The sequence below is a fragment of the Winogradskyella sp. genome (assembly GCF_965656915.1).
GTDB lineage: Bacteria > Bacteroidota > Bacteroidia > Flavobacteriales > Flavobacteriaceae > Winogradskyella.
This window is the reverse complement of record NZ_CBFHMI010000002.1, coordinates 105,465-114,534: the sequence shown is the minus strand read 5'-3', so window position 1 is coordinate 114,534 and position 9,070 is coordinate 105,465. Positions and strand designations below refer to the sequence as shown.

Here is a 9,070-nt window from a genome sequence, read left to right as displayed (position 1 = left end):
TTTATTAGGGTATTAATTGAGATTAACCTAAAATATTTATCCGAAATCGATATAGTTAACAATTCTGTATAAATAGTGGTTTCTACACTTTTTATTGTTCTTATTTTTCCGTTTTTTTACGTGCTTTTTATATAAAAATAAAGCTATGATTGTAAATACAGAATTAGAGAATAAAGGGAACTTGTTTCCTTCTAAAATAATAGGATTTGAAAAGGATGTAGATAAGTTGTTTTTCTCTACAGAAAATGATGTCATTCTTCAAATAACAGTTGTAAGAGATAGTCTTTTACGTTTTAGATATACTACCGTTGGCAATTTTGATAATGATTTTTCTTATGCTATTACCAAGTACGCAAGTATTGGTTATAACAAGTTAGAAATTGAAGAAAATGATGACTGTTATGTTGTAACAACATCAAAATTGAGATGCGACATTTCAAAAGAAAGTTTAAGAGTTTCAATATATGATGTAAAAGATGGTATTCTAATAAACCAGGATGAAATAGGTTTTCACTGGGAAGAAAGTTATGAATACGGTGGTAATATTGTTAAAATGAGTAAAGTCTCTAATGACGGCGAAAGCTATTATGGACTTGGCGATAAACCAAATCATCTTAATATAAAGGGAAAACGTTATGATAATTGGGTTACGGATTCTTACGCCTATGGAAAAGATACAGATCCAATTTATAAAGCTATTCCTTTTTATACAGGTTTACATCATGGAAAAGCATACGGTATTTTCTTTGATAATACCTTTAGATCGTCTTTTGATTTTGCACAGGAAAGACGAAATGTAACAAGTTTTTGGGCACAAGGAGGAGAAATGAATTATTATTTTTTTTACGGACCAAAAATGAATGATGTTGTTGAAAGTTATACGGACTTAACAGGTAAACCTCATCACTTACCACCATTATGGGCTCTTGGATTTCATCAATGCAAATGGAGTTACTACCCAGAAACTAAAGTAAAAGAAATTACATCTACATTTAGAAAACTTCAGATACCATGTGATGCTATATATCTTGATATTGATTATATGGAAGGCTTTCGCTGTTTTACATGGAACAAAGAGTACTTCCCAGATCCAAAAGGTATGGTAAAGGAACTTAAAGATCAAGGTTTTAAGACTGTTGCGATAATAGATCCTGGTATTAAAATAGATAAAGACTATTCGGTTTTTAAAGAAGCCTTAGATAAAGATTATTTTTGTAAGCGAGCCGATGGACCGTATATGAAGGGTAAAGTGTGGCCTGGAGAATGTTATTTTCCAGATTTTACCAATCCAGAAGTTAGAGATTGGTGGTCTGGTTTGTTTAAAGAGTTAATCGAAGAAATAGGAGTTAAAGGTGTTTGGAATGATATGAACGAACCTGCAGTGATGGAGGTTCCAAATAAAACATTTCCAGATGATGTACGTCATGATTATGACGGTAATCCTTGTAGCCATAGAAAAGCACATAATGTCTACGGTATGCAAATGGCTAGAGCGACCTATCAAGGTTTAAAAAAATATTCTTACCCAAAACGTCCGTTTGTAATCACTCGAGCGGCTTATTCAGGTACACAGCGCTATACATCAACTTGGACAGGTGATAATGTAGCAACTTGGGAACATTTATGGATTGCAAATATTCAATGTCAGCGTATGGCAATGTCTGGGTTTTCATTTGCGGGTAGTGATATTGGAGGTTTTGCAGAACAGCCACAGGGTGAATTATTTACACGTTGGATACAGCTAGGTGTTTTTCATCCATTTTTTAGAGTTCATTCTTCTGGTGATCATGGTGACCAAGAACCTTGGGCTTTTGATGAAGACGTTACCGATATTGTTAGAAAGTTTATAGAAATAAGATATCAATTATTACCATATTTATATACAGCATTTTGGAATTATACAGACCACGGCACACCATTATTAAAATCTTTAGTGTTGTATGATCAGGATGACGTACAAACGCATTACAGGACAGATGAGTTTATTTTTGGTGAGCAAATATTAGCATGTCCTGTTTTAGAGCCTAATGCAAAAGGAAGACGTATGTACATACCAAAAGGAAAATGGTATAATTTCTGGACTGATGAGATTCTTAAGGGCGGTAAGGAAATGTGGGTAGATGCAGATATAGATAGTATGCCAATTTTTGTAAAAGAAGGAGCCATTATTCCTAAATACCCAATTCAGCAATACGTCGGTGAGAAAGAAATAAAAGAAATCACCTTAGATGTGTATTATACAAAAGGTAAAGAAAAAAGTGAATTATTTAGTGATGCTAATGATGGTTTTGATTATACTAAAGGACGCTTTAGTTTAAGAACTTTTAATTTAACTGGTAGAAGCAACGAACTGATTATAAATCAACATAAAGAAGGTAAGTTTATAACACCCTACGACACGTTTAAAATTCAAATTCATGGATTGCCGTTTGAGATAAAGCAAATACAATTAGACAATGAGTTAATAAACTTAAAACAACTAAGATCTAATGGCACTAGTACAATAGTAGTTGATAAAAACTTTTCAGAATTACATATTATAGGAAAATAGTCATATTATTATGTGACATTTTACATGCTTTTGTGTCAAAAAAGTATCCATTGAATTTTTGTATTTTAGTAATTATTAAATCGATCTATAAATGAATTTAAGAAAAACAATATTAGCAGTAGGTTTTGTTGCTGTATGTATCTCTTGCGCAACAAACCCATTCACAGGAAAAAAGACAATGGCATTTGTGTCTAATGATCAATTATTTCCTGCAGCTTTTGCACAATACAATGACGTATTGTCCGAGAATAAAGTGATAACTGGTACTAAGGATGCCGAAATGATAACACGTGTTGGTCAGCGAATTGCAGTTGCAGCAGAACGTTGGTTAAACGCAAATGGACATCAGGGTTACTTAGACGACTATAAATGGGAATATAAACTGATAGAATCAGAACAAGTGAATGCATGGTGTATGCCAGGTGGCAAAATTGCATTTTATACAGGTATTTTACCTATAGCGCAAAACGAAACAGGTGTGGCTGCAATAATGGGACATGAGGTAGCACATGCTTTAGCAAATCATGGGCAACAACGTATGAGTTCTGGCATGTTGCAACAAGCCGGAGGAGTCGCAGTTGCTGTAGCAACAGGAAATCAAAGCCCCGAAAAACAGCAAATGTGGATGCAGGCTTACGGTCTTGGTTCTACTGTGGGTGGCATGTTGCCATTTAGCAGAAGTCACGAGACAGAAGCTGATAAAATTGGCTTAATATTAATGGCGATTGCAGGATATAATCCAGATGAAGCTGCAGAGCTATGGAAACGTATGAAAGCAAACAGTGGAGGACAAGCTCCACCAGAATTTTTAAGCACGCACCCAAGTAACGATACAAGAATTCAAAATCTACAGGCTTTAGCACCAAAAGCTAAAGCAGAGGCTAAGAAGTTTGGTGTAACATCATTTAGACCAATAAACTAATTACCAATAAAAAATATTTGATTATTTTAGAAGCTGCTCTATTGAGCAGCTTTTATATTTTATAACTTATGGGAGAATTTAAAAAAGGGAGCAAAAAGCTTCTAAATGCATGGGCTTTCTACGATTGGGCCAATTCTGTTTATACATTAACAATTGCATCTTCTATATTTCCTATATTTTATTCTGCTTTATTTGGTTCTCAAACGGAGAAGTTAGTACCAGCATTTGGTGTGGTTTTTAAGAGCACGGCATTAATTACATATATTACAGCATTTACTTTTTTGGTCGTTGCTATAACGTCTCCTATTCTTTCTGGAATTGCAGATTATGTAGGTAATAAAAAGAGTTTTATGAAGTTCTTTTGTTATGTAGGCGGATTAGGATGTATTGGTTTATACTGGTTTAGTATAGATAATATTCATATTAGTCTTCTGTTTTACTTTATGGGTTTAATAGGCTATTGGGGAAGTTTAGTCTTTTATAATTCATACTTACCAGATATTGCTTATCCTGAGCAACAAGATAGAGTAAGTGCTGTTGGATTTAGTTTGGGGTATGTAGGTAGTGTTATTTTATTACTACTGAACCTGGCTATGGTGATGAAACCAGATTGGTTTGGATTTGATACCAGTATTTCTCAAACAATTGCAGAAAATGGAAGTGAAGGAGAGATTGCAAAAGCAATAGAAGATGCAAAAAATGCAGCTTCATTTAGAGCTATGAAAGTCTCGTTTATAACCGTAGGATTATGGTGGATTTTATTTAGTCAGTATACATTTTACATATTACCAAAAGGTGTTTCAAAAGATCATAAGGTCACAAAAACAGTAGTTTTTAATGGTTTGAGAGAACTCAGATTAGTTTGGAAACAACTAAGAGAAAACTTAAGATTAAAGCGCTATTTAGCAGCATTTTTTGTTTTTAGTATGGCAGTACAAACTATAATGTTAGTGGCAGTTTATTTTGGAGAAGAAGAAATTGCTTGGGGAAGTTCTGATGCCAAAACACAAGGATTAATTACCAGTATACTTGTCATACAATTAGTGGCCATTGCTGGAGCTTTTTTAACGTCTAGAGCATCTTCTAAATTTGGAAATATTAAAACTCTGATTGCAGTAAATTTAATTTGGATGTCATTGTGCTTTTATGCTTTTATTATGAAGACTCCTATGCAATTTTATATTGCCGCTTCATTGGTTGGATTAGTAATGGGAGGTGTTCAGTCGTTAGCAAGATCTACATATTCAAAATTTTTACCAGATACAGAGGACACTACATCCTACTTCAGTTTTTATGATGTCGCTGAAAAGATTGGAATTGTTATAGGTATGGGTATTTTTGCCACAATAGATCAAATTACAGGAAGTATGCTTAATGGCATATTATTTCTTGTCATATTCTTTATTTTAGGTATTATTTTACTTTTTAGAGTTCCGAAGACAAAAAATTAATGCTTAACTTTACCATGCTATGGTTAAGAAAATATTCGTATTGTGTTCATTCGCAGTGCTCTTTATGGCAATCAATTGTGATAATGAGCCTTACGAAGGTGAAATTATTACTGAGAACAACTCATGTAATCTAGCTATACAAGCTACTAACTCTGCTGCCGAGAATTTAATTAATTCTAATACAGAAAATTATGCTCTACTGTGTGAGTTGTATAGAAGTGCTTTAGAAAATCAAATTGAAGTTTGTGGAGATGACAGTGGCGACTTACAAGATGTGATCGAGTTGATTGAAGACTGTAGCGTTGAAAGTGAAGACCCGTGCGAAATAGCACAAAGTGCTACTGCGCTAGCTTTTGAAGCGTTTTTAAATACAACAACACAAGATTACGAAGTGACTTGCTCTGCATATGTTACTGCATTAGAAAATGAGATTATTGCCTGTGGTGATGATGGTTCTTTAGAATCATTAATAAATGAGCTTGGCGATTGTCTGCCTGTAGTATTTGATGTTACGGGAAGTTGGATGGTTGTTTCTATAACTAACGACATTGCGAGGGATTTAGATAATGATGGTGATGTATCTAATGACTATTTAGATGAGTTTGATTGTTATAATAACGAAACTGTAGATTTTAATACAGATGGTACTGGTACATTTTTCTTTAGATCGTACACTGAAATACAAGTAGAGTCAGCTCCTGGTACTTTTGATAATGTCGATTTTATTGTAACATGTATAGAAGAAATCACTAATGTTGATTTTACATGGGAACAAATAGGACTAAACATTATTGACGTCACTTTGAATACGGATGGCACCGTTTTAAATTTCTTTAGAAATGGAGACAATATCTTTATTGCCAGACGCGATGACTTTGTCGCTACTAGTATTAGTCCTAATGTAGATTCTATTGTTGAAGATTTGATATACGAGTATGTAAAGTTATAGATCAAAAAAAGACCAGCAATGCCAGTCCTTTATCATTTTTTTGGTTAGATTTTATTTCTAATTACTCACACTTCCGGAGCCAGTAATCTTAGTGTCTTTATTCGTCGGATTTCCAGAATATTTGACATCACCAGAACCTGTTATTCGAACTTTTAATTCACTATTACATACAATATCAGCATTACCAGAACCAGTTATTTTTGCTTGAACATTAGTGCTATTTAATACGCTTCCATTAAAATCACCAGAACCTGTAATTTTAGTCGTTAAATCTTTAGTAGACCCTCTCAATTCAACATCTCCAGAACCGGCAATACTACTTTCTACTGTTTGTGCTTCAATTTTCAAATTAATATCTCCAGACCCAGCCAAAGAAACATCAAAACTATTGGATGAAATGCTTCCTGTATTCTTGACATCACCAGATCCTGCCAAGGACACATTGTCAATAGTTTCATAAGGCACAATCACAACAATAGTTTGACTTGGTCTAAGATTTACACCATTTTTGACCTTAACAACTAAGTTTCCGTTTTTGACTTCAGTAATTATATATTCCATCAGGTTAGCATCACCTTTTATAGTAATACTACCTTCTGTACCAGGATCTAGCTTAAAGTCCATTGGGCCAGTAGCTTTTATACCATCATAGTCAGATGTGGTTCTTGTAATGGTTGTAATATTACCATTACCTTTAATTTTCTTTCCTTCCCATTGTGCACAAGACAGGGTTGTACTTAATAGGAAAACTAAAATTGTGATTGATTTTAACAGTTTCATTTGTATTGTTTTAATTCTTGGTTGTTTTAAAAACGCTTAAAAGTTACGCTACCATATTCAGAATCAATAGTGACCATGTTACCTGAGTTTTTAGTACCATGGAAACCTTCATATTTTTTATCAGATGAATTTACTTCCTTATTTATAAACGTAAAATTATCATCAGAACGCAATGATGCATATTCTAAATCAATTTTAAAATTGAAATTGTAAGCGCTATCATAGCCTATGGTAATTCCTGTAAATTCTGAATTAATGTTTATGTTTCCTGCTTTTGAAGCCATTCGGTCTATCTTGATTGAGCCATAATCGGCTTCTATATCAGCGTTTTTATACACATTGCCTAATCGCAATGTTAAATAATCAGCATTTCCTTCAATATTATTAACGTTCTCTACTTTTAACGAGCCGTAATCACAACGATAAAGAATGTTTTCAGAGACTTCTATGATAGACTTTGTGTAATCTGCATTAAGTTCTAAATTTTTAGTATTTGCTACGGTAAAGCCGCTATAATCTGCATTTATTTTGCCACTATTTATGTATTCAAAATAACAGTTATTACTATAATCAAAATTAATGACATTGTTATCTCCCATAAGTTCTTTGGTTGTGATTTTACCATAATCACAGTTAATCTTTGCGACACCTTCTATTTTATCTAAATTAATGGCTCCATAATCGTTACTTAAATCAACATTGTTAGTGATTGGCATTTTAACACGATAGTTAATTTCTAATTTCAGATTCATCTTTTTTCCCCAATTCCACCAGTTTTTACTGTTTTTTCCAATTTTTGTGATGGCAGAAACGTAATCTTTAGAACTTGAAAACTCTACATCAATTCTTTCGAGACGATCTTCTACTTTGTCAACGTTATTTCCTGTAACTTTTATGATAATATCAAATTCAATTCTGTCTTCATCCCATGTTACGATATCAATGTTGCCAAAACTATTATTAATCTTTAAAGTCGCATCTGAGTTGACATCATAAGATTTGGTGATTTTCTTTTCTTTTGTTGATTTTATACTGCCGTTATTAGTGTTTGCTAATGCAATACATGGTATTAACAGAAATAATAAGGCAATTCTAAATTGTATTTTTAAATTCATCATTGTTGGTTTTAAGTTGTTTAACATCTTTAATTTGTTCTAAAACAGTGTTTAAAATGTCTATTCTGTTTTGAAAGTTTGCAATCATTGCATAAATAACACGTTGGTCATTGCCGCTTTTGGTTAAATCAGTTTTTAATTGTTGATAATTATTTTCAAGTAATTCTATTTGTTTAAGAGCATCGTTAATTATACTTTCTGTTAAAGGTGAGCGCTCATTATTAAGCTTTTTTAATTCAGTTTGAATTGTAGTTGTAAAGAAATCTTGTGTTTCTGATAATTCATGAGAAACACTGGCCAAATCAAGCGTCTCATCAGTATTTGGTAAAGTCATAAAAATGGTAAGGCAAATAACTATAGACGCAGCAACAGCAATAAATGGTCTCCAATTAAAACCAGACTTCAAAAAAGCTATATCAGACGATGTTTCGTTAGTCTGTAATTTATTAAGAAATCTATGTTCATGTCCTTCTTTTGGGTCATAAACATCAAACTCGCCTTTTAAATTATTAAACAATTTTTCTATAGTATCTTTATGCATTCTTCTATTTTTTTATACGTTTTGCATTAACTTTTTACGTAAACTTTCCTTTGCTCTAGAGATTAATGTTCTGCAATTAGCATAAGAAATATTCATGATTTCACAGATTTCTTCATAGTCATAACCTTCAATAAGATGTAATGTTAAACCTACACTATATTTTGGTTTTAATGTTTTCATTACACATATTATTTCTTTTACTTTATCATTATTGCTCTGAGTCTTTTCTTCAATGCCATTGTCGTCTTCAATTCTGTATAGTACTTTATCTAGAGGTACTTCATTTTGCTTTACAATTTTATTATAATGAGCAATACTATTGTTCACCACAATACGTTTTAACCACGAGCCAAATACTTTAGAATCTTCTAACGTATTAAGCTTTGTAAAAGCCGTTAAAAAAGACTCTTGCATTATGTCCTCAGCTTTATAAGAATCTTTTACAATTCTTATTGCTGTATTATACATTGCTTTGTTATATCTGTTATAAACCTCTAATTGTGCACGTTGGTTTCCAGAATTACATAGCAATAGTAACTGTTCGATATCCTGATTGGTTGATGTCAAAAAAACAATTGCTTTGTTATATAGATGAGTAGATTCATGTAGTGTTACAGTTTAACTCAAAAAAAGTTTTAGTAATTATAAAGGTAATGGCATAAGAATTGAAATTACAATAGTGTGAATAACTTTGAATATCTTATAAATAACTGATATTCAGCTTAAAGTTAATTAATAATACAATTAAAAAAACTCCATTC

The 9,070-nt window shown here is 32.5% G+C and carries 8 protein-coding genes; 4 read left to right on the top strand and 4 right to left on the bottom strand.

What is annotated here, in order from left to right; all coding sequences use genetic code 11:
• Positions 1-145: 145 nt before the first annotated feature.
• The 4 genes from ACTG3Y_RS01720 to ACTG3Y_RS01705 all read left to right on the top strand — a co-directional run bounded on the left by ACTG3Y_RS01720 (position 146) and on the right by ACTG3Y_RS01705 (position 5,873).
• Positions 146-2,551, top strand: coding sequence for a glycoside hydrolase family 31 protein (locus ACTG3Y_RS01720; protein ID WP_439151197.1), 2,406 nt, complete (start codon positions 146-148; stop codon positions 2,549-2,551).
• A 91-nt stretch (positions 2,552-2,642) separates the two neighbouring features.
• Positions 2,643-3,473: a M48 family metallopeptidase gene (locus ACTG3Y_RS01715; RefSeq protein ID WP_439151196.1), complete on the top strand. Its 831-nt coding sequence runs from the start codon at positions 2,643-2,645 to the stop codon at positions 3,471-3,473.
• Between the two features lie 68 nt (positions 3,474-3,541).
• Positions 3,542-4,924 carry an MFS transporter gene (locus tag ACTG3Y_RS01710; protein ID WP_439151195.1) on the top strand — a complete coding sequence of 461 codons (1,383 nt, stop codon included), beginning with the start codon at positions 3,542-3,544 and terminating at the stop codon, positions 4,922-4,924.
• Positions 4,925-4,988: 64 nt separating this feature from the next.
• A complete protein-coding gene (locus ACTG3Y_RS01705; protein ID WP_439151194.1) occupies positions 4,989-5,873 on the top strand; it encodes a hypothetical protein in 885 nt (294 codons plus the stop codon).
• A 57-nt stretch (positions 5,874-5,930) separates the two neighbouring features.
• Here ACTG3Y_RS01705 and ACTG3Y_RS01700 read toward each other — a convergent pair whose 3' ends face one another.
• The 4 genes from ACTG3Y_RS01700 to ACTG3Y_RS01685 are packed head-to-tail and all read right to left on the bottom strand — an operon-like array spanning position 5,931 to position 8,876.
• Positions 5,931-6,653: a head GIN domain-containing protein gene (locus ACTG3Y_RS01700; RefSeq protein ID WP_439151193.1), complete on the bottom strand. Its 723-nt coding sequence runs from the start codon at positions 6,651-6,653 to the stop codon at positions 5,931-5,933.
• Positions 6,654-6,679: 26 nt separating this feature from the next.
• Positions 6,680-7,768, bottom strand: coding sequence for a hypothetical protein (locus tag ACTG3Y_RS01695; RefSeq protein ID WP_439151192.1), 1,089 nt, complete (start codon positions 7,766-7,768; stop codon positions 6,680-6,682).
• Positions 7,746-8,309: a hypothetical protein gene (locus ACTG3Y_RS01690; RefSeq protein ID WP_439151191.1), complete on the bottom strand. Its 564-nt coding sequence runs from the start codon at positions 8,307-8,309 to the stop codon at positions 7,746-7,748. Before ACTG3Y_RS01690 ends, ACTG3Y_RS01695 begins: the two co-directional genes overlap by 23 nt.
• Before the next feature lie 12 nt (positions 8,310-8,321).
• Positions 8,322-8,876 (bottom strand): RNA polymerase sigma factor, encoded by a 555-nt coding sequence (locus ACTG3Y_RS01685; RefSeq protein WP_439151190.1) that lies wholly within the window; start codon positions 8,874-8,876, stop codon positions 8,322-8,324.
• Positions 8,877-9,070: the final 194 nt, after the last annotated feature.

What these genes read in the sequence shown, in the direction of transcription:
- ACTG3Y_RS01720 (WP_439151197.1), top strand. Translation starts at nt 146, where the DNA reads ATGATTGTAAATACAGAATTAGAGAATAAAGGGAACTTGTTTCCTTCT.
- ACTG3Y_RS01690 (WP_439151191.1), bottom strand. Translation starts at nt 8,309, where the DNA reads ATGCATAAAGATACTATAGAAAAATTGTTTAATAATTTAAAAGGCGAG.
- ACTG3Y_RS01715 (WP_439151196.1), top strand. Translation starts at nt 2,643, where the DNA reads ATGAATTTAAGAAAAACAATATTAGCAGTAGGTTTTGTTGCTGTATGT.
- ACTG3Y_RS01695 (WP_439151192.1), bottom strand. Translation starts at nt 7,768, where the DNA reads ATGAATTTAAAAATACAATTTAGAATTGCCTTATTATTTCTGTTAATA.
- ACTG3Y_RS01710 (WP_439151195.1), top strand. Translation starts at nt 3,542, where the DNA reads ATGGGAGAATTTAAAAAAGGGAGCAAAAAGCTTCTAAATGCATGGGCT.
- ACTG3Y_RS01705 (WP_439151194.1), top strand. Translation starts at nt 4,989, where the DNA reads ATGGCAATCAATTGTGATAATGAGCCTTACGAAGGTGAAATTATTACT.
- ACTG3Y_RS01700 (WP_439151193.1), bottom strand. Translation starts at nt 6,653, where the DNA reads ATGAAACTGTTAAAATCAATCACAATTTTAGTTTTCCTATTAAGTACA.